The sequence below is a fragment of the Pseudomonas sp. HPB0071 genome (assembly GCF_000478505.2).
Lineage (GTDB): Bacteria > Pseudomonadota > Gammaproteobacteria > Pseudomonadales > Pseudomonadaceae > Chryseomonas > Chryseomonas luteola.
Genome location: NZ_KI517367.1, coordinates 506,644 through 530,874, shown reverse-complemented (window position 1 = coordinate 530,874; position 24,231 = coordinate 506,644). Strand labels below are relative to the sequence as shown.

Annotated in this window: 22 protein-coding genes and 1 pseudogene; 8 read left to right on the top strand and 15 right to left on the bottom strand. The window is 54.5% G+C overall.

Annotated features, from left to right (window positions below; genetic code table 11):
- The first annotated feature begins 102 nt into the window (after positions 1-102).
- The 3 genes from HMPREF1487_RS02680 (at position 103) to HMPREF1487_RS27210 (ending at position 3,890) form a co-directional block, all read left to right on the top strand.
- Positions 103-1,062: a PfkB family carbohydrate kinase gene (locus HMPREF1487_RS02680; protein WP_010795057.1), complete on the top strand. Its 960-nt coding sequence runs from the start codon at positions 103-105 to the stop codon at positions 1,060-1,062.
- Positions 1,055-3,466, top strand: a complete 2,412-nt coding sequence (locus HMPREF1487_RS02675) for a glycoside hydrolase family 65 protein (protein WP_010795056.1) — start codon at positions 1,055-1,057, stop codon at positions 3,464-3,466. The genes HMPREF1487_RS02680 and HMPREF1487_RS02675 overlap by 8 nt, the downstream gene beginning before the upstream one ends.
- 217 nt (positions 3,467-3,683) lie before the next feature.
- Positions 3,684-3,890, top strand: a complete 207-nt coding sequence (locus tag HMPREF1487_RS27210) for a hypothetical protein (protein ID WP_010795055.1) — start codon at positions 3,684-3,686, stop codon at positions 3,888-3,890.
- Between the two features lie 231 nt (positions 3,891-4,121).
- Here the strand turns inward: HMPREF1487_RS27210 and HMPREF1487_RS02665 are convergent, their stop codons facing one another.
- From HMPREF1487_RS02665 to HMPREF1487_RS02660, 3 genes are all read right to left on the bottom strand, one after another.
- Positions 4,122-6,512 (bottom strand): ATP-binding response regulator, encoded by a 2,391-nt coding sequence (locus HMPREF1487_RS02665; protein WP_051370159.1) that lies wholly within the window; start codon positions 6,510-6,512, stop codon positions 4,122-4,124.
- Positions 6,440-7,525 (bottom strand): hypothetical protein, encoded by a 1,086-nt coding sequence (locus HMPREF1487_RS27775; RefSeq protein ID WP_051370157.1) that lies wholly within the window; start codon positions 7,523-7,525, stop codon positions 6,440-6,442. Before HMPREF1487_RS27775 ends, HMPREF1487_RS02665 begins: the two co-directional genes overlap by 73 nt.
- 98 nt (positions 7,526-7,623) lie before the next feature.
- On the bottom strand, positions 7,624-8,172 hold the full coding sequence (locus HMPREF1487_RS02660) for a hypothetical protein (RefSeq protein ID WP_010795052.1): 549 nt from the start codon (positions 8,170-8,172) through the stop codon (positions 7,624-7,626).
- A gap of 158 nt (positions 8,173-8,330) precedes the next feature.
- On the opposite strand from HMPREF1487_RS02660, the gene HMPREF1487_RS02655 reads away from it, so the two are divergent.
- Positions 8,331-8,564, top strand: coding sequence for a hypothetical protein (locus tag HMPREF1487_RS02655; RefSeq protein WP_010795051.1), 234 nt, complete (start codon positions 8,331-8,333; stop codon positions 8,562-8,564).
- Positions 8,565-8,786: 222 nt separating this feature from the next.
- A complete protein-coding gene (locus tag HMPREF1487_RS02650) occupies positions 8,787-9,113 on the top strand; it encodes a hypothetical protein (RefSeq protein ID WP_010795050.1) in 327 nt (108 codons plus the stop codon).
- A 51-nt stretch (positions 9,114-9,164) separates the two neighbouring features.
- On the opposite strand, the gene sstT is transcribed toward HMPREF1487_RS02650, so the two are convergent.
- The 3 genes from sstT to HMPREF1487_RS02635 form a co-directional block, all read right to left on the bottom strand.
- Positions 9,165-10,379, bottom strand: a complete 1,215-nt coding sequence (gene sstT / locus HMPREF1487_RS02645; protein WP_010795049.1) for a serine/threonine transporter SstT — start codon at positions 10,377-10,379, stop codon at positions 9,165-9,167.
- Between the two features lie 357 nt (positions 10,380-10,736).
- Positions 10,737-13,799 (bottom strand): PAS domain S-box protein, encoded by a 3,063-nt coding sequence (locus HMPREF1487_RS02640; RefSeq protein WP_010795048.1) that lies wholly within the window; start codon positions 13,797-13,799, stop codon positions 10,737-10,739.
- Between the two features lie 132 nt (positions 13,800-13,931).
- Entirely contained in the window at positions 13,932-15,716 is a 1,785-nt protein-coding gene (locus tag HMPREF1487_RS02635) for a putative bifunctional diguanylate cyclase/phosphodiesterase (protein ID WP_010795047.1), read from the bottom strand.
- A gap of 216 nt (positions 15,717-15,932) precedes the next feature.
- On the opposite strand from HMPREF1487_RS02635, the gene HMPREF1487_RS02630 reads away from it, so the two are divergent.
- A complete protein-coding gene (locus HMPREF1487_RS02630) occupies positions 15,933-16,490 on the top strand; it encodes a DNA-3-methyladenine glycosylase (RefSeq protein ID WP_230382093.1) in 558 nt (185 codons plus the stop codon).
- A 135-nt stretch (positions 16,491-16,625) separates the two neighbouring features.
- Entirely contained in the window at positions 16,626-17,897 is a 1,272-nt protein-coding gene (locus tag HMPREF1487_RS02625) for a cytochrome P450 (protein WP_010795045.1), read from the top strand.
- A gap of 119 nt (positions 17,898-18,016) precedes the next feature.
- Here the strand turns inward: HMPREF1487_RS02625 and HMPREF1487_RS02620 are convergent, their stop codons facing one another.
- Positions 18,017-18,349 carry a hypothetical protein gene (locus HMPREF1487_RS02620; protein ID WP_010795044.1) on the bottom strand — a complete coding sequence of 111 codons (333 nt, stop codon included), beginning with the start codon at positions 18,347-18,349 and terminating at the stop codon, positions 18,017-18,019.
- A gap of 182 nt (positions 18,350-18,531) precedes the next feature.
- Positions 18,532-19,620 carry a hypothetical protein gene (locus HMPREF1487_RS02615; protein WP_010795043.1) on the bottom strand — a complete coding sequence of 363 codons (1,089 nt, stop codon included), beginning with the start codon at positions 19,618-19,620 and terminating at the stop codon, positions 18,532-18,534.
- A 376-nt stretch (positions 19,621-19,996) separates the two neighbouring features.
- On the opposite strand from HMPREF1487_RS02615, the gene HMPREF1487_RS02610 reads away from it, so the two are divergent.
- Positions 19,997-20,467: an Hsp20 family protein gene (locus HMPREF1487_RS02610; RefSeq protein ID WP_010795042.1), complete on the top strand. Its 471-nt coding sequence runs from the start codon at positions 19,997-19,999 to the stop codon at positions 20,465-20,467.
- A gap of 199 nt (positions 20,468-20,666) precedes the next feature.
- Here HMPREF1487_RS02610 and HMPREF1487_RS02605 read toward each other — a convergent pair whose 3' ends face one another.
- From HMPREF1487_RS02605 to HMPREF1487_RS28285, 7 genes and pseudogenes are all read right to left on the bottom strand, one after another.
- Entirely contained in the window at positions 20,667-20,870 is a 204-nt protein-coding gene (locus HMPREF1487_RS02605; protein WP_010795040.1) for a hypothetical protein, read from the bottom strand.
- Positions 20,871-21,028: 158 nt separating this feature from the next.
- A complete protein-coding gene (locus tag HMPREF1487_RS02600; RefSeq protein ID WP_010795039.1) occupies positions 21,029-21,517 on the bottom strand; it encodes a hypothetical protein in 489 nt (162 codons plus the stop codon).
- Between the two features lie 239 nt (positions 21,518-21,756).
- Complete coding sequence (locus HMPREF1487_RS02595) at positions 21,757-22,611, bottom strand: hypothetical protein (RefSeq protein WP_010795038.1); 855 nt, start codon at positions 22,609-22,611, stop codon at positions 21,757-21,759.
- 42 nt (positions 22,612-22,653) lie between these two features.
- Positions 22,654-22,809 (bottom strand): annotated as a pseudogene (locus HMPREF1487_RS27855) (site-specific integrase); the annotation flags it as partial.
- Between the two features lie 64 nt (positions 22,810-22,873).
- Positions 22,874-23,161: a hypothetical protein gene (locus HMPREF1487_RS02590; RefSeq protein ID WP_010795037.1), complete on the bottom strand. Its 288-nt coding sequence runs from the start codon at positions 23,159-23,161 to the stop codon at positions 22,874-22,876.
- Positions 23,162-23,319: 158 nt separating this feature from the next.
- Positions 23,320-23,595, bottom strand: a complete 276-nt coding sequence (locus HMPREF1487_RS26230; protein ID WP_051370155.1) for a hypothetical protein — start codon at positions 23,593-23,595, stop codon at positions 23,320-23,322.
- Positions 23,582-23,866 carry a DUF4224 domain-containing protein gene (locus HMPREF1487_RS28285; protein WP_010795036.1) on the bottom strand — a complete coding sequence of 95 codons (285 nt, stop codon included), beginning with the start codon at positions 23,864-23,866 and terminating at the stop codon, positions 23,582-23,584. Before HMPREF1487_RS28285 ends, HMPREF1487_RS26230 begins: the two co-directional genes overlap by 14 nt.
- Positions 23,867-24,231 lie beyond the last annotated feature (365 nt).

Sequence of the window (24,231 nt, the reverse complement as noted above, 5' to 3'; positions counted from 1 at the left end):
TACACCTGGTTGCGCAATCGATCGGTAAAAACGAGCTTTCAGCGAACCTGAACAATCGGGGCGAGTCCTCCTTAGTGCTCTTATTCTCATGGGAGAAACGCCTTGACCCGCTCTACATTGCTATCCCTGGGCAGCATCAATGCAGACTTTCAAATGCGGCTCGATGAGGAGCCAGGTAGTGCCGAAACCTTGCTCGCCCATGACCACGTGCGCCTTTCGGGAGGCAAAGCGGCCAACGTAGCCTATTTGGGTGCGGTATTCGGATGTACGTCTCGGCTGCTGGGCTGCGTGGGAGACGATGATCTGGCAAGACAAGCCCTGTCGCCTCTGCAGGCTGCAGGGGTCGATATAGGTTCGGTTTGCACGGCGCGCGGAGCGACTACCGGGGTTTCCATCATTATGGTCCCGCCCAAAGGCAAGAAACAGATCGTTTTGGCAACCAACGCCAACGATCAATGGGATGAGGCATCTGCCCAGGCCATGGTTGAGGCGATCAGGCAGACCGCTCCGCCGGCGTTGCTGACAGTGGACTATGAGATACCTGCCTGGGTAGTGCGTAAGGCTGTCGAGGCGGCAGACCAGCGTACCGTTCCTGTCGTAATGGACTTGTCCTTTCCCGACCGCGTTGAAAAGGCATTGCTGAGCAAGGTTCTGGCGGTATCGCCCAATGCCTCCGAAGCCGAGGGAGTCACCGGCATCACGATCGACTCTCCCGAATCGGCCTTGGAAGCGGCTCGAACGCTTCATAAGTGGGGCGTCTCGATTGTGTGCATCAAGCTGGAGGATGGCGGTTGTGTGCTGGTAACCGAGGAGGGCGCAGCGCTTATCCCGGCAGGAGAGGCTGATATAGTGGACAGCACGGGGGCCGGTGATGCGTTCACAGGCGTTCTGTCGATTGCCCTGCTGGAAGGCCTCGCACCGCTGGAAGCCGCTTTGCGAGGCGTTGCTGCTGCCAACCTGGCAGTAAGAGGATACGGCTCGCAACCTGCCTATCCTTCGCGCGAGGAGGTGGAGCAGCAGGCGGACCGGCTGAGAGCAGGGGTACGCAATCTCCATGAATGATGCGTTCAACACAACTCGCACCGAGATCATATTCAATGAGTACAAGCCCTCGGACGAACGTCGCCGTGAAGCACTTCTGGCACTGGGCAATGGTGTGCTCAGTATGCGGGCCAGTGCACCGGAACTTAGCGCAAGCCGTCTGAGCCAGGGGGACGACCAGCACTACCCCGGTTTTTATCGTGCGGGTTGGTATGACGATGCGCCACGCAGGGTGAATGGGACGCGCATCGCCATGACGGCCTTGGTCAACCTGCCTGATCCGTTCGGACTCACGTTCGCGCTGGATGATGACCTGTGGTTCAACCTAGCCTCTGTCAAGCTTCAGCGTTATCGCCAGGTACTTTCACTGGACCGTGGCACGCTGCGGCGCGACATGACTTTCATGATGGGGCCGACGCGTGAAGTGCGGCTGAGCGAGACGCGTCTGGTCAGCATGGCCGACCCTGATCTGTGCGTACTGCGCTGGGAGGTGTACGTACCCGATGGAGGCTGCATCCGGGTGCGCTCGACGCTCAACGCCGGGGTCAGAAATGCCGGGGTCAAGCGTGATGCAGCCTATGAGGGGCGACGCCTGCAAACCATTGGATTCCATAGCGAAGCTGACGGTGGCGCCGCTGTGTTGGCATCCCTGCATGACCGGTCCCGCGAGGTAGCAGTTGCGGCACATACCCGGCTAAGTATGCCGGCTGGTCCCTGGCAACAGGCCGTGATGGGCGACTGCCTGTGCCTTGAGGCTACCTGTGATCTGCCTGAAGGCAGAACGCTGATCATCGAGAAATATGTAACGGTCAGGGTCGAGGGTGAAATCCCGCGTCATGAGGACAGTGGGGTAACGCTTTCGATTATGCGCGACCAACTCCGTCGGCGCTCCGATTTTGATAGCGTCCTGCAGCGGCACGCCGCCCATTGGCACAGGTTATGGGGCCGCATGGCCATGCAGATGACCGAGCATCATCTCGCCTTGCCCCTGCGCCTGCATCGTTTCCATGTGCTTCAGGCGCTTTCGCCCAACAGTCTTGGTCAGGACATGGGGTGGCCTGCCAGAGGTTGGCAGGAAGGATATTTTGGGCAGATCTTCTGGGATGAGATTTTTGCCATGCCCTTTCTAGCCACTCACTTTCCAGAGCTTGCTCATACGGTAGTGAACTACCGCTATGCCCGCCTCGACATGGCACGGGCGTTGGCGCGCAGGAGCGGGTATCGCGGAGCGATGTTCCCCTGGAGAAGCGGGCGAACCGGAGGGGAGGAAACCCCTCCTTATCAGTGTAATCCACTGTCCCATCACTGGGTGCCCGACCATACCTGTCTGCAACGGCACGTGGGTTCAGCCATTGCCTATGATGTCTGGCAGCTGTATCTCGCTACAGGAGATCGCTCCCTGTTGAGCCACAACGGCGGCGAGCTGATTCTGGAAATTGCTCGCTTCTGGGCCAGCATGGTGCGTTTTAATCCAGAGCGGGGGCGCTATGTAATTGAAGGCGTTATTGGTCCCGACGAGTATCACAACGCGTATCCCAATACCGATGTGCCGGGGCTCGATAACAATGCCTATACCAATGTCATGGCGTCCTGGGTGTTGGCCCTGGCTCTGGAATTACTTGATCTACTACCTGACGAGGAAGCCGATGCACTTCAACAGCGGCTTGGTGTTACGCCACTGGAGCGAGTGGATTGGGATCGGATCAGCCGTACGCTGTATGTCCCTGTGCAGGGAGATGGCGTAATCAGCCAGTTTGAAGGCTTTGACCGGCTGGAGTCACCGCCCCCAAAATTTCGTCAAGATGGGCGGCCGCGCCTGGACTGGATGCTGGAGGCTCAAGGTGACAAGACCGACAATTATCAGCTGACCAAGCAAGCCGATGTGCTGATGCTACTTTACCTGTTTCCGCCCCGGGAATTGGAGCGGCTTCTTGCGCGCTTGGGCTATATCGAGCATTTGGCTGAGATTCGGCGAACGGCTGACTACTACCTGGCACGTATCACGCATGAATCCAGTCTGTCAAAAGTGGTTTGTGCGGGTGCGTTGGCTCGTCTGGATGCGGAGCGCTCTTGGGACTACTTCAGGCAGAGCTTGCGTACCGACCTGGATGCACCTTCTGATAGCGGCATTCAGGAAGGGATTCATCTGGGCGCCATGGCCGGGTCGCTGGATGTCCTGCAGCGGCATTACCTGGGGATAGTGCCCAGTGTGGCCTGTTTACAGGTGATGCCTGCGCCTCCTGCTGCGCTGGACAATGTTTCGTTGGATATCGAGTACAAAGGGGTGCGGCTGAGTGTCGCGTTGAAAGACCGGATATTGTCCTTATCTTCTGACCCTCGAAACAGCCACGACGCTTGTATCGAGTACTGGGACAACCGGTTCTCCCTGAAACCCGGCCAAGTCATCCATTTGACATGCCGCTAGGTCAAGAATAAGTCGCTACGACTATCAAGAAGTAGTCTTTTAAACCGATACCTAACGACAAGAATTAACGGTTGCAGTCATTTGACTGGTTGATAACCGCTCGTCAGGTATTTGGCCCCTATTAGTTAGCTTGCTGCCTTTTGATGTGACCGCTGGATATTAAGCTTGCGTCTTCAGGCAGCTGAATCGATTTTTTAATATCTTGTATGGAGGTAACGTGAGAACTAAAGAAGGTGCATCGAAACGTCGTCGAGAGGGCGTATCGATTATGGAATGGCTGGTTATTGGCGTCCTCTCGGTTTATATCGTATTCAGTCTCACCGTTTTCGCACAGAAGCAGTGGAATTCACTGACCGAAGTGCAAAAAGAACAGATCATCGAAGACATCAGCCGTGCTGCCCAAGAAACGCCGCTGCTGACCTGATCACGCTTCTTTCAAGCCCTGTAGCTTTTACCGCATAAGAATAAAAGCAAAACTACTTCATAGGATCCTGCTTAGCGGATCAGGGGTATTTATTTGCCTTTGAAAAGAGTATTGAACCGTTATTTTAAATGGATTCAATGTTTCCATGCGGTTTGCTCAACAATAAAGTATTTCTGAAACCCTCAAGATAGAGCCTGTCTTGAGGGTTTTATTTATACCAATGTACTTATGTCAATTAAGTTTGATAGTTTGCTCGCGGCTTGCAACATTAATAATGACGCTGGCAAGTTGGCTCAAAGTAAACGGCTTGCTCAATACTGTAAGATTGCCCGCAGAGAGCGCAGCTGAGTCCGCATATCCCGTCATCAGCACAATCCTGAGTTCCGGTTTGATGGCCAGACCCTGCTTGCACAGCTCCATGCCTGTCATGCCGGGCATGGCATAGTCGGTCAGAAGCAGATCTATCCCGTCTCCATCATGTAACTGCTGTATCGCTTCCTGCCCATTTGCCGCCTCGATGTGTTCATAGCCTAGCTCCGATAGCATGGCAGACGTTGAGTGACGTACCTGCGCGTCGTCATCCACCAGCAGAATCCTTAGCGGGATTGGAGAGGAAAGGTCTACGTTGACCGGCTCGCTCATTGCCTGTACCGGCTCTGAAGTACGGGGCAGGTAAAGAGAGATACACGTGCCGTGACCTGGCTGGCTTTGTATTTCAACGTCTCCCCCAAACTGACGAACCGTGCCATAGACCTGGGCCAAGCCCAATCCTGTCCCTTTGCCCTGTGCTTTGGTGGTGAAAAAGGGCTCGAACACGTGGCTGAGCACCTCCTGAGACATACCTTCACCGGTGTCGGTAAGGCTGATACGTATGAACTCGCCTCGTCCCAGGGAGGCCGGGCGACTATCCGAGGCGCTTATGTTCTGTGTCTGAATGGTCAGGCTTCCGCCGCTGGGCATGGCGTCCCGCGCATTCACCGCCAGGTTTACGATAGCCAATTCAAACTGGTCAGAATCGCTTTGCGCGGGCCAGAGGCCTGCTTGAAGGTTCATCACCAGTTCTACGGTGCCGCCAAGGGTGGCGTGCAACAGGGCCTGCATACCTTGTAGGGTCGAGTTGAGGTCAACGGGGCGGGCATTGAGTCGCTGCTTACGCGAGAAAGCAAGCAGCTGCGCGGTCAGCCTAGCGCCTCGATTGGCGGCCTGCTGTGCATTTTTCAGCAAGCGACTCGTACGCTCGTCGTGAGTACGCCGCTCCAGCAAATCCAGCGAGGCGATTACGACGGCAAGCAGGTTGTTGAAGTCGTGAGCCACGCCCGCTGTCAGCTGACCGATCGCATCCATCTTTCGCGACTGGGCCAGCTGCTCCTCGGCTTCCTGGCGCAGGTGCGCCAGCTCAAGGGTAGATTGAACCCTGGCCTTGAGCTCCCGGGCGGAAAAGGGTTTGACAAGGTAGTCATCTGCACCGGCTGCCAACCCATCCACACTGGCCTCTTCACCGGCACGTGCCGAGAGCATAATGATGGGCAGGGTGTTAAGCAGCGGATCTTCCCGTAGCTTGCGTACCAGGCCGAATCCATCCAGTTGGGGCATCATCACGTCGGTCAATAACAGGTCTGCTCCGTACTGCTGCAGAACCTCAAGCGCGGCGGCTCCGTCTGCGACCGCAACAACGTCATGATCAGGCTCAAGCAGGCGCTGGATGTAGGCGCGCATATCCGCGTTGTCATCGGCTAGCACAATACGGGCACGCCGCTTCATGGGATCCCTTGCTGCGACCATCACCGCTCCAGCCGCCTGGGTTTCCAGCCGCGGAGTCACGGGGTCATCAACCAGCCAGCGCAAGGCCTCCTCTACAAACGGTGCCGCTCCAGGGCTTTCGCTCGCACCGGATGCACCATCCTGAAGCGATTCGTCCGGGAGATGACGGCTGCCAAAGGGAATTCTCAAGGTGAACGTGGTGCCGTGGTTCAGCTCGCTGTTCACGGATACCGAGCCACCATGCAGTGAAACCAGCTCATTCACCAGGGCCAGGCCAATACCTGAACCTTCATAGGAACGGCTCTTGGTGTCTTCGATTCGGTGGAAGCGCTCAAAAAGACGGGGAAGGTGCTCTGCAGCAATGCCGACCCCGGTGTCAGCTACGGTCAGCTGAACATGGGTATCGGTCGAGCTCAGTTCCAGGCGGATCTGGCCGCTGAACGTAAACTTGAACGCATTGGATAATAGATTGAGGACCACCTTTTCCCACATCTCCCGGTCGACAAAGACGGGCTCGGGGAGGGTGGGGCAGAAGACATCGAAACGAAGACCCGCCCGCTCGATAGCCGAGCGAAAACTGCTTGCTAGATCTGCTGTAAAAGATGCCAGATCCGTAGGCACGAACCGGGCTTGCGAGCGGCCTGCTTCGACACGGGAGAAGTCCAGCAATGTGTTGACCAGCCGCAGTAGGCGGAGGGCATTGCGGTGCGCTATGGTCAACTCACCCCGAACCTCGGGCGTCAGGGTTTGTGTTCCAAGTAGATCTTCAAGCGGACCCAGCATGAGTGTCAGGGGGGTTCTGAACTCATGGGATACGTTGGAGAAGAACTGAGTCTTGGCACGGTCCAGCTCAGCCAGCATCTCGGCTCTCTGCTGTGCCTGTTCATACGCACGGGCATTGCGCAGGCCGTCGAAACCTGCCCTGCGACCAGTGTGATGAATGTGGCATAGGCATCATCCAGCGCACGGCTTGGACTGATCCCCACGATCAGGACCCCTAGCGGCTCGGCATCACTTTCGCCAGCGATCGGCATGATATGCGCCGAATCGACAGGGTCCTGCCAGAGGCCACCATGAAGCCCCAGCGCATCTGAAAGCCCGGTAATGGTTTGGGCTTGCCCAGCCAAGACCTGTTTGAAGGGCCACAGCGGCTCAGTCGCGGTGCTGCCCACAGACACGGTAGAGGGCACATGAGCCCCCGGGTCTATGGGCGTCGCGGCAACCAGATTCAGCGTCTCTTCAGGGCCTTTTAGATAAAGCAGTGCAAAAGGCAGATCCAGCGGATCACTGGCCAGTGCGGCTCCAATGTCCCTGCCGGTGGTTTCGACACTTCGAATTTCACCGGCCTGTGTGGAGAGATCGCTCAGCAGCTTCAATCGGCGCTCGCCTACAACCTGCAGAGTGACTTCGCTACACACAGCCAGCATGCCGACAATGCTTCCTTCGTCATTTTCGGCTGGTGCATGGGAGACGCTGAAATAGGCTTCTTCGCGGTAGCCTGCGCGGTCCATCAGCAGAGGAAGGGCTGCGGTCCAGTTCGCCTGTCCACTTTCCATGACCCGTTCGATCATAGGACCAAGGGTATCCCAGTTTTCCGCCATGGTAATGCGGATATCCTCGCCCAGCGCTCGGGGATGTTTATCGCCGATCAGCTTGGCGTAGGCATCATTGTAGATCTGCGTAAATGCACTACCCCAGGTAAGGATCATGGGGTACTGAGACGAAAGAAGGGTACGGACCGTTGAGCGAAGGCTCTGTGGCCAGGTGGATACGGCGCCTAGTGGTGTTTTCGACCAATCAAGGTCCCTTGCCAGGGCACGTATCTCACCAGGGCCACGAAACAGAGTTAGAGCAGAAGCGTTATGTGAGGTCATGTGACAGGATAACAGGCGGCTCCCGGATTATCCGGGACACAAAGTGTATTAAATCCATGCTTCGCCGATGAACTCAACTGTCCGCTGTTAGGAATCAGTCATTGATCAACAGGCATCCAGCCCAGGCGCTGCTCGACCGCGGTGCGATAAGGCGTTCTGATTTCAAGCGGAAGCTGCCTGACATAGTTGCAGGCATGATCTCGAATATCCCCTTCAAGCCCATCGAGATAAGCAATGGCTTCATCAACAGAAGGCATACGGTCCTCTTCGTCCCTCGACTTGGGAGGCAAAGCCGTCCAGACCACGGCATCCAGCTCCCTGTGGTCAGCCCAGGCTCGAATGCGTTCACCATAGGGACCTTCGTATTCGCCTGGAATACTGCCTACGTATTCAGGGCGTTCACGGTTGATCTGCTCGCGATCACGTAGCAATTCACGGGCGATATCAATGTCCTGAACATTCAACAGTGCCCAGAACGTAGGGCTATCCGGTGCGCTTGAAGACAAGGCAACCGCTAATTCTCCACCGTCACAGGTGCGGCAGAGCTCTACCGGCAACCTTGGACCATCGTTCATCCAGGCAGAAGCCAATGGAAGCGGGCCGGGCTTCCAGATCAGGGAGCCCCAGGCAAGACAAGCAATACGCATGCTGAATACTCGCGGTTGGAATCGGATGGGATTGGGTTGCGAAGGCAACATACAGGTTTGAAGGTAAGAAACCGTTTCGGTTCAGCACAACCGACCGGGGGCAGTCAGGCGGGCGATCCTATAGAATAGCCGAGCCTAGAAACTCGCTGAGTAATCGAATGAACGACTCCAAATCCAAAGTACGCCCATTAACCTGGATCGGCCTGGTGCTGTTCGTAGGCGGAGTAGTGGGGCTGGTAACGGCTCTGGTGCCGCTGATCGGTCCTGAAAGAGCGCCTCGTGACGCGGGTCACCTGACGCCCCTGGTCCTGTCAGCAGTTGTCCAGTTCATCGGTTATGTACTGCTCAATCGCAACCGTTTCCGTGGACGTAAGCAGCCAGGAAAGCGCTGATTTCCCTTGAGGTCATATAGCCATCTCATCTGTTTCTTGGCTCCATCCTGTCTGAGCTTCCAATCGCTGCGAACGAAATCACAGAAAGCGAGTCGGAAGGAATCGTTACGACTGGGTTGAAGTCCTTTAAGGATGACCGGGCCTTGAGCGTAGCGATGTCAATCAGGGTTCGGCATGGCGTGCAGCCGTGAGTGCTGCCGGGCCGGAAAAGGATGAAGATTCATGCGCAAGACAATCGTGATGCTTTCCCTGGCGCTCCTGGCAGCGTGCACCCATGGGAACAAGAATGACCAGACCGCTCAGGATGTGCAGATTGAGCGGTACATGACCGAGCAGCAACTCGTAGGCTCGATGGGTAAACCGGATCATGTACAGAAGGAAGGGTCGCTGACCGTCCTTGTTTACAGGGACCGGTTGCTCAGCATGTCAGCCGATCGCTCGGATTATTCCTTTATCTTTGACGGGGGCCACCTCGTCGAATACACCCCTGGAAGGGTCAAGGTGCAGACCCAGAACGGCACGCCAAAGATTACAGTGGAGCCTGCCTGACTGTAGGGAGTAGGGCAGCGGAAAGGGAGGTTCCTTTCCGCTGCCTAACTGTCAGGCTTCCTTGGCCTGACAGGCCGCTGCCGTAAAGATCACATCGGTGGAAGAGTTCAGGGCGGTTTCTGCCGAGTCCTGAACCACCCCGATAATGAAGCCTACCGCTACCACTTGCATGGCGATTTCACTGGGAATCCCGAACAGGCTGCAGGCCAGTGGGATCAGCAGCAGCGAACCGCCCGCGACGCCTGACGCACCGCAGGCACAAACCGCGGCCACTATGCTGAGCAGAAGAGCCGTCGGAATATCAACGGAAATACCCAGTGTTTCGACTGCAGCCAGTGTTAGCACAGTAATGGTAATGGCTGCGCCAGCCATATTAATCGTGGCGCCTAGCGGAATCGAAACCGAATAGGTGTCCTCATGCAGGCCCAACCGTTCGCACAAGCCCAGGTTGACCGGTACGTTTGCAGCCGAGCTACGGGTGAAGAACGCTGTGATGCCACTCTCACGCAGGCAGGTCAGGACAAGGGGGTAGGGGTTGCGTCGTGTTTTCCAGTACACGATTAGCGGGTTAACCACAAAGGCCACCAGCAGCATGCAACCAATCAATACGACCAAAAGATGCAGGTAACCCGCCAAGGCATCAAACCCGGACGTTGCCAGGGTCGAGGATACAAGACCGAAAATACCGAGCGGCGCAAAGCGAATCACGAAGCGGACAATACTCGAAACGCCATCCGCCAGATCAGTGAACACGGTACGGGTCGTCTCGCTGGCATGACGGAAGGCAATACCCAGGCCAATGGCCCAGGCCAGAATACCCATGAAATTGGCATTGATGAGCGCGTTGACCGGGTTATCGACGATGCTCAGCAGCAATGTTTGCAATACGCTGCTGATCCCTTCCGGCGGGCTGATATCGCTGGTATGGGCGACCAGCGTCAAGGTCGATGGGAAGAGAAAGCTGGCTAGTACAGCAATTACCGATGCAGACAGCGTCCCGATTACATATAACCACAGGATGGGTTTGATATGGGTAGGTTGTCCCTGCTTGTGATTGGCAATGGAGGACGCTACCAGAACAAATACCAGGATCGGCGCAACCGCTTTCAGGGCTGTGACGAACACGGAGCCGATGAAACCTGTGGCCTGGGCCGCAGAGGGCGCAACGAGCGCAAGCACGATGCCGGCGATCAGTCCGATGAGAATCTGCATCACCAGACTGGAGCGCATCAGCCAGTTCAGAAAGGGGTTTGTAGCTTGGGTCATGGCAAGATCAACTTATAAGGAAGCGGGGCGATGTTGGCAAAGACGGGGTTCGTGCGTTCCCTTCACGCGAGTTGAATACACGCCGTACATGATCAGTCTGTCCCGCTAAAGGTTCGTTTTTCACGTACGGCCATTGAGCGAAGCGACGGATTTTAAAGGTATTTGCCTGCTTTTGGACACTAAAAGCGCAAAAGCCGATCGCCAGCAAGGCGTAGTGGCCTATTGACACAGGGTTGTTGACTGCGTTTGTGGAGCGCAACCCTGACAATCTTGCCTTATACGGGCTTATGCAGGCGCCTCGTGATATGAGTCATGCCCTTCGGGAGAGGGGCATGATTTTCAGTCTCCTGACGCGCATCAATCTTGAGCCTTGATCATCTCTTGAATCTTGCTGGCCAGGGCATCCACATTGAACGGCTTGGTAATGATCTCCATGTTTTCGCCCAGGTAGCCTTCGACCTGGGCACCTTCGGCATAGCCTGTCGCAAACAGGATCTTCAGCTCCGGTCGCAGGGTTCTGGCTACATCGGCCAGCTGACGGCCGTTCATTCCCGGCAGCCCCACATCCGAGATCATCAGATCGATCTGTTGACCATTTTGTAGCAGAGGAATCGCCTGCTGCGCATCGACCGCTTCAAGCGAGCTATAGCCCAGCTCATCGAGCACTTCGACGATCAGCGAGCGGACAATGGTTTCGTCCTCCACCACCAATACAGTCTCTCCGGAGCCTTTAAGCAATTGTCTTTCGGTATTGATCGCGTGCTCATCCAGCGCGCCACGGTATCGAGGTAGATATAGCCTGACGCTTGTACCTTTGCCCTGTGTGGAGAAGATACGGACCTGTCCCTTGGATTGTTTGGCGTAGCCATAAATCATGGACAAGCCAAGGCCGGTACCCTGACCGATGGGTTTGGTGGTGAAAAACGGATCAAAGGCGCGCTCGATAACCTCTGGACTCATGCCCGTCCCGGTATCGTTTACACACAGTACGACATAGTCACCTGGCGCCAATGTCAGGTGTGGATCGTCAGTGTGCTCATCAAAGTGCGCCGAGGAGGTGGCAATAGTGATCGTTCCGCCCTCCGGCATGGCATCACGGGCATTGATCACAAGGTTAAGCAGCGCGCTTTCCAGCTGATTCGTATCGGTAAGCGCTGGCCATAATCCTGCTGCAAGCGTCGTATCGAGGACTATCTTTTCACCAATGGTGCGTCTGAGCAGCTCCTCCATCGACGCAACCAGGGTGTTCAGGTTGACCGGTTTGAGATCCAAGGCCTGGCGCCGCGAAAAAGCCAGAAGGCGTTGGGTGAGGGCGGCTGCACGCTGCGCCGACGTGACGGCAGCGCTCATATAGCGTTCCAGATCCTGGGCGCGCCCCGATTCATAACGGCGCTGCATCAGGTCCAGCGAGCCGATAATGCCCGTCAGCAGATTGTTGAAGTCATGGGCGATACCGCCGGTGAGCTGACCGACAGCTTCCATTTTCTGGGATTGACGAAGTTGATCCTCAAGCTGACGCTGCTCGGTAATATCCCGACCAACCGAATAGATCAATCCTTCCTCGGGTACGGCTGTCCAGGAGGTCAACCTATAGTTGCCATTCTGGTGGAGCAGGCGTACCTCGTAGGAACGGGCCCGCCGTTCCTGATCGATGATGCTGAGCCCATGCGTGACGCGGTCAACATCATCAGGATGAATGAATTCAAGATAGTTTCTGCCAAGCAGATCGTTTTCCGACCAGCCTAGCGTCTCGTACCAGGCCTCGTTCACCGAAATGAGTCGGCCATCTAGTTGGCAGACCTTCATCAGATCGTTACTTAAACGCCAGATTCGATCACGCTCGCGCGTGCGTAGCTCAATTTGCTTTTCAAGCTCCTCCCGTGAACGGGAAAGGACCTCGCGAGCATCGATGATGTCCTGAATATCGGTCGATGTCCCAAACCAGCCCTCGACTGTACCACGCTCATTACGTACCGGCTGAGCCCGCCCGAGCACCCAGCGGTATTGGCCGGAGCGATGGCGAAGCCGAAACTCTGTGCGGTAGGGCTCACCACTTGTGAGGCATTGCTGCCAAGACGCCCAAGTAATCTCCCGATCATCGGGGTGAACTATCTCAATCCACTTGTCACCATCGGTATGTTCTGGCACCGATCCGGTGAATTCGTACCAGCGCTCGTTGAAGTAGTAATGATGACCATCCGGGCGACTGGCCCAGACCATCTGGTCAATGGAGTTCGTGATGGCCTTGAAGCGTGCTTCGCTTTCCGACAAGGCGGCTTCAGCTTGCTTGCGTGCGGTGACATCCAGAAAGAGCACAACAAAGCGGGTAGGGTCCAGACGCCTTAACCAGGACTCGAACCAACGACCTTCCAACGCCTGCAGCTGCAGTTCAAAATGTACGGGATCGTTATGACGTATGAAGCGTGCATAACTCTCTATCAGCGTGTCATCGATATGAGGTAGCGCTTCATGGAGGGTTCGGCCTTGCACCTGCTCGGGCGGAAGTCCTGTCAGCTGGCTAAAGGCTGGGTTGACCTCGATAAAACGGAAGTCAACCATATGGCCTGTTGCGTTCAGGATGGGCTCTGCGACGAAAAAGCCTTCCTGCATCTCTTGGGTAAGGTTGCGCAAGCGAGCATCGCTTTCCAACCGTGCCTGTTCAGCCCGTTTGCGATCGGTGATGTCGTAGCACACGCCAAAATAACGCATGCCTTCACGAGTATTGACCAAGATAGGCTCGCCTCGACGAGCCATCCAGCGTTCCTCTCCGTTGTCAGGCCTGCGGATACGATACTCGACGTAATCCAACGCACCCTCTAAAAACTCATGACTGTTAGTGATAACACGTGCGCGATCTTCAGGATGGATGAGTGCAATCAGCTCCTCGATCTGAAAGCTCTCCTGCTCAGGCAGCCCCCAAAGCTGGCACATCTCCCGAGACACGGTTATGCGTCCTTGAGCCGGGTGCAATTCGAACGTTCCGATCTCTCCTACCTGTTGAGCCAGTCGAAGGCGCTCTGCAGCAAGACGCTCGGGTGTGCGATCACGCAGGATCTTGGAATAGCCCATCAGCACGCCATCCCTGCGCAGCGCACTCATCTCGCCGCTGGCCCAGAAGCGTGTGCCATCCTGCTTGATATGCCACCGCTCATCCTTAGCGCAACCGCATTGGGCGGCTTCCGTCATCTCAACGTTAGGCCGATCCTGTGCACAATCTTCTGGTGTAAAGAAAATAGATATCGGCTGGCCAATGGCTTCGGCTGCCGTCCAGCCCAGGACCTTTTCCGCGCTGGGGTTCCAGTCCACGATGGTCCCTGACAGGTCGGACACGACCACGGCATAGTCAGAGGTATTGGCCAATACCAGTTGGGCCAGTTCACCAGGGCTCAAGGCGCTGAGGGAGGATCTACCGGATTCCATAAGTAATACTTTTTTCTATCGGTTCATGATGTGACAGAAAAAGTAAGGGTTTATCCCATTGATAAGAAAACCGCCTTAAGAGGCTGAGAATTGCTAGACGGCTTTGTTGTTCGATAGGACTCAGGAGGAACTTTAATAGCGAAGCGGTCTGCTCTCGAGCCATTCAAGCAGGGCAAGGGCCGGCATGGGACGAGCCATGAGGTAGCCCTGACCTTCATCGCATCCCCAGTTTCGCATCAGCTTGTAGATCTCCTCGGTCTCGATGCCTTCAGCCACTACCCGGTAGTCCATCTCCTTGGCCAGTTTGATCATGGCCCTGACGATGCGTTTATCCTTTTCCTGCCGAAGCGTATTGCGGATGAAGGACTGGTCAAGCTTGACCACAGACGCCGGAATATCCCGCAGATACGACCAGTTGCTGTAGCCCGTACCAAAGTCATCGATAGCGATGACGATCCCGAGATCATGGATGCGCTCTAGTTGGCGCTGCACGACCTCGGTCTGCCGGATCAGGGCGCCCTCGGTAAACTCCACCTCCAGCCGCTGCGCCGGCAGATCATATTCTCTGAGGAGGGCAGTCAGCGTATCGGTAAATACCTCATCGTCCAGATCGGCCGCGGATACATTGATGGCCACCGTCAGGTTCAGCCCCTGTTGTTGCCACGCCTTCGCCTGTTTGACTGCAGCCTTGAGTACCCACAGGCTGACTGAGCGAATCAGGAAGGTCTTTTCAGCCAGCGGTATGAATTCGCCTGGGCTGATATCGCCCAGTGTAGGATGACGCCAGCGGAGCAAGGCTTCCACAGACGTACACTCACTGGTAGCCAGCTGGATTTTAGGCTGGAAGTAGAGCCTGAGCTGATCGTCCGCCTGAAGTGCTATCGTCAGTGCGCTCAGCAGGCGAAAGGCGCGCTGCTGCGCATGGTCGCGGCGCGGGCTGTACATCTCCCAGCCAGCATTGTTTTCCCGTGCATCGTCTGCTGCGCTGACGAGCGAACGTATCCAGTCCGTTGAGCGTGCCTTTTCCTTGTTAAGGACCAGAATGCCCAGACCTATCTGCGTCTGGATGGGAATGGTGTCGCAAACCAGCGGTGCCTCAAAGGACTCGAGGATATGCCTGTAAAGCGTTTCAGTTGCCTCCGTTTCGATGTTCGCCAACATAAAGGCAATGCGTGTAGGACTGATCCTGTAAAGTGCAAGATCCCTGGGTACAACAGCCTGTAGGCGGTCCCTGATCAGAAGCATGAGCCGTTCTGAAAACGTATAGCCCAACGCTTTGACGATGTCGTTGAGGATGCGAGGCGCAATCACATCGACTGCCACCAGCGTGATCGGAAGATCCTGGTCCGAGAAAAAGGTCGAGACATCTCTCTCCAGGCGAGGGCGATTGAACAGGCCGGTCGGTAGATCAATGAAGTTGAGGTTGCGCAGCGTTTCCACACGCGTCATGACCAGCTCGGCAAGCTGACTCAGCAGCTTTACCTGATGCTTATCCAGGGAAGGCCGTGGCTTCGTGTCAATGATGCACAAACTGCCCAGCCCAAGGCCCTGTTGAGTCAGCAGGGGAGCGCCTGCGTAAAAGCGGATGTGAGGTTCCCCGGTAACCAGCGGATTGTCCCTAAAGCGATGATCCTGGGTAGCATCGCTGACCATGAAAAGCTCATCACTCAAGATGGCATGACTGCAAAAGGAGTGCTCACGCGGCGTTTCGCTGATGGTAAGCCCAACGCTTGCACTGAACCATTGCCGGTGAGTATCGATAATCGAGATCAGGGCAATCGGGACCTGAAACAACTCAGCAGCCAGCGCAACGATCTTGTCGAAAGCGCGATCCGGCTCCGGATTGATCAGGCATAGCTGCCGAATTTCTGCAATCCGCTCGGACTCATTCGCGGGAGTGGGCACTAAGTTGTTCATGATTATTATCAGACGTGGGCTATTTTTGGATCATATGGTTTTTGTGAGGCATGTCAGATATTAAAAATTCCTACCAGATCTTTAGAAAATATCTGTTAAAGCAACATCAAGATCGGCCGATAAGGTTGCACACGTTCAATCTGGAATGATCATTCAACGGCACCTGATGTCCTCAGGAGTGTCATGTGTCTCTATGACTGTATAGGCAATATGACCATGACTTTACCGATTGATTTTGCATCTCCTGCCCATGAAGTGGCGCATCAACTAATTGGCTGGGTTTTTACCGTTAATGGTGTAGGCGGGCGGATCGTTGAGACCGAGGCCTATGATCGCGAAGACCCAGCCTCCCATAGCTTTTCCGGGCTTACGCGGCGTAACGCCACCATGTTTGGTCCGCCAGGCCATCTCTATGTCTATCGCTCCTATGGCATCCACTGGTGCCTGAACATCGTCTGCTGCGACACGGGGCATGGTGCGGGTGTGCTGATCCGCGCATTGGAGCCCCTGGAAGGAATTGACATCATGCGTGAGCGCCGCGGACTTGATACGCTACGCCTGCTATGTGCAGGCCCGGGGCGTGTGTGTCAGGCTCTGGGAATTACCGGAGAGCACGACGGGCTTGTACTGGAGTCGCCAGGCCTCGAATTGGCCGCACCGACAGTGCCTTTTGAGACGATTTCAGGGCCACGGATCGGTATTACCAAGGCGCGCGATGTGCCCTGGCGGTTTGGTTTGAAAGGGTCCCCTTTTCTAAGCCGCAGCTTTCGCTAGTCTGACGGCTGGTCGCTACATACAGCACCTTTGGCGTGTCTGCAGGGTCGATTAAGGCATCACGCGTGCGTTCGCCTGCCCATCGGCAGAGCGTTACGACAATGTGCAAGTCGATCAATTGGAGTGCCGTCGTTTATGTCAGCGATCCCTAAAGACCCCCATCTGGACAGCTCTATCACCTTGCTCAAGGAGGGATACCGCTACATCCCTGAGCGCTGCCGTCGTTACCAGAGCGATGTCTTTCAGGCGCGCCTGCTCATGCAGAACACTATCTGTCTGTCCGGGGAGGAGGGGGCCAGGCTATTTTACGACGAGTCGCTTTTCATGCGGGAAGCGGCCGCCCCCCGTATGTTGAAAAAGACCCTGTTTGGCTTTGGCTCCATTCAAGGGCTGGACGGGCAGGCGCACCGCGTGCGCAAGCAGATGTTCATGTCATTGATGACGCCCGACAATATCCAACGACTGACGGCCCGGTACGCCGAGCAATGGCAGCGAGACATTTCCGCCTGGACCGGTAATCACGAAGTTATCCTGCTCTATGCAGCCCAGTTTCAGCTCTGCCGGGTCGTTTGTGAGTGGTCCGGCGTGCCGCTGCCCGAGGGTGATGTAGCCAAGCGCCGTTCACAGCTCACCGCTCTGATCGATGGCGCGGGTGGGATAGGGCTTCGGCACCTCAATGGCCGAAAGGCCCGCAAAGAAGCTGAAGCCTGGATTGCAGATCTCGTCGCGCAGGTGCGTCAGGGTGCGTTGAATCCGGCTCCGCAAACGGCCTTGTACGTCTTCAGCCACCATAAGGACAGTGATGGTAACCGGCTTGATCCTAAAACGGCTGCGGTCGAAATTCTCAATGTGCTGAGGCCTACCGTAGCGGTTGCACGCTTTGTAGTCTTTGCTGCCTGGGTCCTGAACAAGCACCCCGAGTGGCAACAACGGCTGCGCGACGAGCCGAGCATGCTGGAACCCTTTGTACAAGAAGTGCGGCGCGTCTTTTCGTTCTTTCCCTTTACAGTGGCGCGTGTTCGCAAGAACTTCGAATGGAAAGGCTATCCCTTTACCAAGGGAACTCGCGTTCTGCTGGATCTCTATGGCATCAATCACGATGCGAGAATCTGGAAGGACCCTGAGCGATTTGATCCTGAGCGGTTTCTGACTTGGGATGAAAACCCGTTCGGTTTTGTCACTCAAGGCGGTGGCGACCATCATCAGAACCATCGCTGCCCCGGTGAGTGGATTACGATCGAGCTGCTAAAGGTGGCAATCAAGGCGCTTACGCAGTGGATGCGTTATGACGTACCCCCGCAGGATCTTTCGATCGATATCACGCGTATTCCAGCTCTCCCGGAAAGTCGTTTTGTGATCAGCCATGTGCGGTCGGTGGTACGTGAGTCTGCGGAGAGGGTTCAATGAGCGAAGGCTAAGGCTCAGCATTCGAACCTTTAGCGCTTGTGCGTCATTGCAACGGCTGTGGATCAGCAGCGCCTTGGCCTCATAAAAAGAAGCCTCGCATCAAGCGAGGCTTCTTTCAGCTACCAGCGCGGCGGGGGGCCGTAATAGCCAGGTGGCGGGCCATAGTAATAATGTGGCGGCGGAGCAGGAGCTACGCGTACAACCTGGGTCTCGTAATAGACAGGCTGCGCCGGGTAGTAAACCACCTGTGGCGGGGGCGGCGGTGGGGCCGCCTGTACGTAGACAGGCGCTTCAGCTGCGCGTGAGTTAGCCACAATCGCTCCGCCAACGACTGCCCCGACCACGGCCCCGAAAATGGCAGGCCCTGGGCCGTGCCCACCGTGAGCGGAAGCTTGGCCAGCCGCAGCGAGGCAACCTACCAAAAGCGCAATCTTGGGTAACTGGCGAATCATGAATGTCTCCTCCTCAGGAGCCCGGCTGTATGAAAAGCCGGCCATTCAATAAAACAACGAAGCGCTGTAAAGAAAAAGAGGAGGAAGGTAAAGGTTGTGTAAGGCCGGTTACTGACAGATAAACGGTTGGTTATGAAACTCAGGCGGCTGGCGCCGTTTGGCCAACCACCTGAAAGACACGATTACTGGCTAACTGTTGCGGAGTTGCCTGTTCCTGTTTGCTGGATATAGGCCTGGCTCCAGGCGTTGGTCTGGTTGAGCTGAATTTGGTTTATATCGCCGGTCTGGGTGATGGTAGAGAGCAGGAAGTCTCCGCTCTGGGTGGTACTGACGAGGTTGTCATTCCCTGTCTGCGTGATATCTACCCCTCCAATCGTACCGTTCTGGGTGATGTTGACTTCGTTGTTGTCTCCCTGGCTGATCAAGGTTGCGCGCTGGTCCATGCCGTCCTGGCTGATATTCAATTCGTTGTTGTTGCCGGACTGAGTCATGGCCTGCGTATTGCTCCTTCCAGCCTGCTCGCTGGTCATGACGTTATTGTTTTCATCTTGAGCGAGTCGAAGACCGTTACCAAAGCCGGACTGCTCAACCGTTATGGTGTTATTCGCATCATACTGGCCGGTCCAGAGTTCATTATCGAATCCCTGCTGGCTGGCATTCACCACGTTCGAATCACCGCTCTGCCCAAAAAACATCGTCAGATCCGAGCCGTATTGACCGCCCATGAAAGCGCCTTGCTGACTGGCATTCACCGTGTTGTTGCTGCCGTAGGTATAGGCTTCAGCCAGATGGTTTGAGCCCGCCTGGGTAATGGATGCGGTATGTCCAGTGCCCTCCTGATAAACCGTAACGGTAGAGTCGGTCGTACCGATCTGCTGGACAGCTACCGTGTGGGCATCACCGCCTTGAGTGACGGTAATCGTACTGGTTGAAACGTCATCCTGTCCTGCCAGTACCGTGTTATTGCTGCCGTTCTGGTCAGTGGTGATGCTGCTCTCTTCGGCATAGGCCTGAGTTGCTCGGCTTAGGTTGGCGTTGCCAGCTTGAACCTGCTCTATCGTGCTGTTGTTACTGTTTGTCTGTTCGGCAATAGCCTGATTGTCATCGCCAGTTTGCGTCTGCGTCGCCGTGTTGTAGGTTCCGGCGCTTTGGTTGAGGGTTACCTCGTTGTTATTGCCTTCCTGAGTTAGTGTGGCCGAATCGAATGCTGCCATGGCCGAAAAGCTGGTCAGAGCAGATACCGCCAGTACAAGAGGTTTCAAACTGAACATAGAGACTCTCTCCTTGATCGTTGATAACGTCCATGCACGGATCGCCCGCACTGCCTGCCCCCTCGGGACGCCAGCCTGGAGTTTCGCCCTAACGCTCATGGCAATCAGGCAAAACGGGCCAAGTCTCTATGGCTGGTCGTGAATAGGCTATCGCCCAAAAGATGGTTTATTGGTCGCCAACGTCGTCTATCAGGATTAAATCCTGCTCCATTCTGTTTGATTTATCTGGTTCGATCAGTCCGACTATAGATCCATGATTTACCGTTCATCGGGTGTGCTACTTGAAAAAAGCGAGCGGGTTCCTATATCGAATCCTGCAGGGCGCCGAAGTCGGGCCCTGCGTTGAAACTTGCTGATGACTCAGGAGATTCCCTATATGAATACCGCATTCTCTCTTGCTCCCTTGTTCCGCCATTCCGTTGGATTCGACCGCTTCAATGACCTGTTCGAATCCGCGCTGCGCAACGAGTCGGGTAGCTCCTACCCACCCTATAACGTGGAAAAGCACGGCGACGATCGCTATCGCATCGTGATCGCGGCTGCCGGCCTTGCCGAAGACGACCTTGATCTCGAAGTAGAGCGGGGCGTGTTGACCGTGAAGAGCGGCCGCCGTGAGAAGAGCGCCGACAGCGTGACCTACTTGCACCAGGGCATCGCCCAGCGTGCCTTCAAGCTGTCCTTCCGCCTGGCCGATCACATTGAGGTGAAGGGTGCGAGCTTGAAGAATGGCCTGCTCAACATCGATCTGGTACGTGAAGTACCGGAAGAGGCCAAGCCCAAGCGCATCGCTATCAACGGTCAGTTGAGTGCCGATGAAAAGCCTGCGCTGGAAGGGCAAGCCGCCTAAGCACAGCGGCGATAAGGCACTAGAGAAAGGGGATGTCATGAACATCCCCTTTTGTATGGGGCTTCTTAAAAGACCCTGTTTCCATTTGGTGCGTCTTTATCGGCATGCTCAGCCGCGATAGACGCAGGCAATAAAAAGCCCCGATTGCTCGGGGCTTAGGGTCGGGCAGAAAGAGAGGGAAACTGCCAGACCCGCCTTATTATCGACCGGGAATATGCAGACTTGAATAGCGGCAGGATGCCAGTGCCTTTAGCTTGCGCTGGCTGCGTTTGCCTTCAAGAATGTAAGTAAAGCCGATAGCCATCAGCAATACACTCTCGATAACGATTTGAAGGTCCTCTGGCGCAAAAAACAGGCAGAAGGATCCTGCAGCAAAGAGTATCAGGCCGAGACAGTAGAACACTTTTCTATCCTTAGCAGCGTCTTAGACTACTCACGAATGAGTGCGGCAGCTCACGTTGCTGCCTGGTATCTACGGTATCGGCTAACTCCGGTTAGCCTTTAGTCTGAAATGAGCGGTAATTGCATAGTGCGAATAATGCCCAGTTGCTGATGGAAAGGTCAGCCTTCGGTAACATCCAAGAGGCGCTGAAGCCCTTCGAGATCATCGTCAGATAGCTTGCCTTTAACATCGCAGGCCCTGTATTCCACGCGCTGGCCGGACGCAACGTACTCGAGCGCTTCCCGGGTCACGGGCGTCGTGAAGTCTTCGCCGTAGATGTCACGAAAGGTGTTGAGCTTGTATTTGCCTTCCATTTCATAGAAGACCTTGCCGTCAATCGTCCAGCGAGCAAAGCGGCAATCGCCAAAGCGGGCTTCGTTGCCAATGCTGGACAGCTTGGCAATGTATGTTGTGATCTTACCGCCTGAGCTTGTTGTCGCCTGGCTAGCCGATACGGTAAACACCAGATCGTTGGCAGATTTATCACCCGTCCAGATTACGGAGCGCCGCTCTCTGAACTCGTCATTCTCATCCGTCAGCTCACCTGCATGGACGGCCAGGGAAGCCAGGCATCCAGCTATGGCGAGTAACCAAGCCTTGTATTTCATTATCCAACCATGTCGTTAGTAGCGCCTGCCATGGTGCAGACTGTGGAACATTAAAAATATCAAAATGCCATTGTATCGCCTTATTTCTAACAGTAGCTGATTTTAGGCAATAAAAAAGGGCTAGCCGTTTGGCTAGCCCTTTATGCTTGGTGGAGGCGGGGGGATTTGAACCCCCGTCTAGGGCGCATCAGGCGCGGCCTTCACGTCGAAAGCTGGCATAAAGCTGTCATTCCAATAATTTATGCATCGGACGATGCCGTACCTAAATAGCCACCATCACGACTGATCTCAACGATTTCTCCTACAGCTGCAAGCGATCTCTGGAACAGATCCAAGGCATCGAAATGCATATCTTCTACATTGCACTCCATAAACTCACTTACAGATGTTCTAGCGCCTTCAACGTGCGCAAAGTCCATAGTTTCTGGGTTAAAGCGGTGGACAACAACTTTGCCGTCAGGGTCTTCCTCTTTATTTACTATCGGGTATTTACCCATTCCAGTAGATACCCCAGCACGTCCGGTATATGTCCAGATTGTAAAGGGGCCTGGCTTGCTGTGAAAAGTCATGCTAGCTCCACCACCTCCAGGGCTGTATGCTTCAACCGTATAGCATCTAGTTTTCTTTTGATCTATCAGTTTTCTATGATGCAGTCTGGACAATTTCCCAACTGTTACGAGGCTCCAGTCAATTCCTCCAAATGGCTGAGTTGATCTTAACCAATCGGTAAATTTCTCTACGTTTTCCGATGAATTGGATACTGCTAGGTTCTTGGTAATTTTCCCCAGAGCAGATCGAAACATTTGTTCGTCAGCTGCATAAGGGTAGTAAACGTCCTTTGCTACTTTCTCGTTGCCGTCTTCGCCAAATATTGAGCTCCATACTTCGAACGTTATCTGGTCGAGAATATTTTTGATTGAGGCTATGAGCTCCAATGTTACGATTCGGCTGGCTCTACTTGTTTGGCTATCCGGCTCGCACCTGTCGAATTCTTCATTTATAAATATAAACTTAGAATAAGCCTGCTCCATCTGGGCTTCCAGGTTTTCAATGAATTCGTGATCTGAATGTACCTGTATTTCTTTATTTTCCATGCTCTGCGAACATCCTTGTGGTCTTGATTAATCAATTTACTATTATGAGCTGGAGAGATTTATCCCGCTATCTACTCCGGACACTGAGGGCATTTGTCCAAAGGCCTGTTCTGCTTTACCCCCAGCACTGCTATCCGCCGCCGGCATCCAGCGACCATAGATGCGGGCGATCATCGTCCAGTCCTTGTGTCCCATCTGTTACTGGATGCACCTTAGTGGATGAGGTTCTATAGGTGTAATAGCACCCCAACCAAGAGCGCGACTAATAGCGATTTTGCTGTAAGTAAGTGGCTAATGTTTTTCTGCCAAAAATCGCAGCAAGCGCTAAAAGAATGATTGGCAGAAGGTAGCAGAGCCAACCATAAGCGTGCGCGGCCGGCGCAAGCATGGGGTTGGCTTCAGCAGCTACAATGTGGTCATGCACAAACAAAAAGGCGAAACCTGCGGCGATAACTAGCCCAACTGTAACAGCAGCTCCGAATTGCCAAAACAGACCTGACGCCTCAAATAACAATTCAACAAGCCCGTCTTTCTTCTTGCCATATCCCATAAAGCTAGTCCTAAGTTTCTACTGCTAAAAGAAACCAGCCATCGGCTGTCCTGGAGCAAAGGTTACGTTAGCTCTTGAGCGTAGAGAATATGCCGATTGTCGGAGCACTAACTTTCTTTGATGATTTTTAGGTATTGGATTAATACAGGTCAGATTGGCTATTGCTTTGTTGCGTGAGTAGGTTTCGCTTGGGCCTTCTTTCGCTTAGAAAGGACTGCCGCTACCGCTTCTTCAATTTGAGCTTCAGTCTTTCTTTTGCCAGGATTTATTTGAGATGCCATCCGGCTTGGTGAGACCTTTTGTATAGCGTTACGCTTTATGTAATCATCAGCCCAGGCATCTAATTCTTGGCGATCGAATCCAATACCTCTCTGACCTATCGGAAACTCCCGAACGTAAGGGCGAACAGTTTTATTGAATTCATCCCGATTCATGCCAAGGTATCATGGGCATCTCGAGCGCGAATAATTCTCGAATGAGTGCCGCCGTTGAGTTAGTCATTTCTGATACGGGGGACCATTTCGGAATGTCTACAGGTACCTGATGAACAGAGCCAATTACTGCTGCTGCGGTTACACATGGCCAGCCATTCATTTTAATTGTGTGTCTGATTCCATTTTTGGCTAAGACTCTGATCTGACCTGCTCTCGTACGTGCTCCAGTAAGCTCGCAAACCTCAGCATGAGTAAGAAACTCAACTGGCATACCTACCTCCTCCTTGCTTTGCTCTTAGGTAAAACCTTCTTAGGTAGCTGAGCATCTCTTGCTCGAACTATTCTAGGGAGGAGGGTCGTCTGGGAGTTAGCCATGTTGATAGCCACGCTATATGGTGTCCGGCTATCGTTATTAATGTAATTGCTCTGCGTGATCTACAATCTTGCAAGCTAATTAAAGCACAAGATTGTGCTAAAACTTTTCAGCTAGGAATTGGCTGTCTATGACGGTGCAACGGGCTATATACTTTATCGGTGGCAGACCAGTCATGCCGATAGGGATTATCTGAACTGCGGAGCGATGATGTACTTGGAATGGTCGATAAGGTCTTTATCTGAAGTGCCACATGTGAGAGG